The organism is Bacillus sp. JJ1562 (assembly GCF_036962705.1).
Classification (GTDB): Bacteria; Bacillota; Bacilli; order Bacillales; family Bacillaceae_L; genus Ferdinandcohnia.
In genome coordinates this window covers 1-1,385 of the sequence record NZ_JBALOQ010000062.1, presented here as the reverse complement: position 1 = coordinate 1,385, position 1,385 = coordinate 1, and the positions used below count along the sequence as shown (strand labels likewise).

Here is a 1,385-nt window from a genome sequence, read left to right as displayed (position 1 = left end):
TCTTTGAGATTTGAAAGCCGTCTTCTCCTGGCAACATGACATCCATTATGACTAAATCTATCTTACCAATCATATCAAGAATGCCTTTTCCTTCTGTCTTCCAACATACGTTATACTGTTCTCTCAGTAGAATCTTTTGTAACATATCCCCAATAATTAAATCATCTTCAATAATTAAAATATTATATCCATTCATTACATAGACCTTCCATTTGATCAGTTCATTTTTAACTCGTTGTTATTATTGATAAAATCCATAGTAAGATTGTATATCTCATCAGGAAAATATAAATAAATACTATGTGTACTCTTAATTTGTATGACATCTGAAATAAAGAGCTGTTCTGCAAATTCCTTATAGTCTTTATAATTTTGCTTTGCATATTTCGAATTTTTGTCTAGATACGCATCCACAAATAAGATAGGCGTTTCTTTTGGTATCGGTAGGTTAACTGATTTTTTACTATTATTATAAGACTGTATAAGCTCTTGCTCCATATCATCATTAAAAAATTGATTATACGATATTGCTTTATACATTTCCTTTTCATGTTCCGTTAAGAAGGTTTGCTCTATCACTTCAGGATTATACGTAATAGAAGGAGCTAGTCGATGAAACCCCATTTTCGTTAAAAGGTTCATTCCTCTTATTGTTAATGAATCAAGGAACCCCATTTTATAGTTTACGTACTGCTCTGGTAAACCGATATCTAAGGCAATAATCGCCTTCACTTCATTTGGGTATTTTTGTGCCCAGTAAATAGCTTCTATCCCAGATAGAGAGTGTGGCACTAAAATATACGGAGGTTTATTTCCACTTTGAATAATAGCGTTTCTAGTTTGTTCGAGTATCGTATCTATATCTCTATTATCGTCAAAAACATCACTATATCCATACCCAGCTCTTTCAACAACTGCAATCTTATTATCTTTTGAAAATTTGCTATATAGACCTTTCATTTCATAAACAGGTGCAGCAATCCCTGATCCAGACATGAATACAAATGTATTCTCACCAATACCCTCATTATATACATTTATTTTTTTATTCTGAAACTCAACTAATGTCCCCTTACTGTTCATTGTTACTAATTCTTTATTTAATTGATAACGATGATATCCAAAAACTGATACGGAAACAAGTAATATAAAAACAATAAACCCCAAAAAAAGTCGCTTTAATACTTTAAATAATTTTTTCATATCCTTCTCCTTTCAATTTATATTAAAAGGATAGGATATAAAAATAAATTTCCTATTAATTTTATAGTAATTAAATTTTTTCTGTATTTTGTTTGTTAATAATTTCTCTTGCATGAAAATGGATTGATTTCATGATTAATAATCAGAGACCATTCTTACACTAGTCGAGTAGAAGAGAACCT

2 protein-coding genes are annotated in these 1,385 nt (G+C 30.1%); both read right to left on the bottom strand.

The features are described 5' to 3' along the window. On the bottom strand, positions 1 to 196 hold a 196-nt coding region (locus tag V7097_RS24715), incomplete at its 3' end, for a response regulator (RefSeq protein WP_335706297.1). Between the two features lie 20 nt (positions 197 to 216). Then, complete coding sequence (locus tag V7097_RS24710; protein WP_335706296.1) at positions 217 to 1,203, bottom strand: alpha/beta fold hydrolase; 987 nt, start codon at positions 1,201 to 1,203, stop codon at positions 217 to 219. Positions 1,204 to 1,385 lie beyond the last annotated feature (182 nt).

What these genes read in the sequence shown, in the direction of transcription:
- V7097_RS24710 (WP_335706296.1), bottom strand. Translation starts at nt 1,203, where the DNA reads ATGAAAAAATTATTTAAAGTATTAAAGCGACTTTTTTTGGGGTTTATT.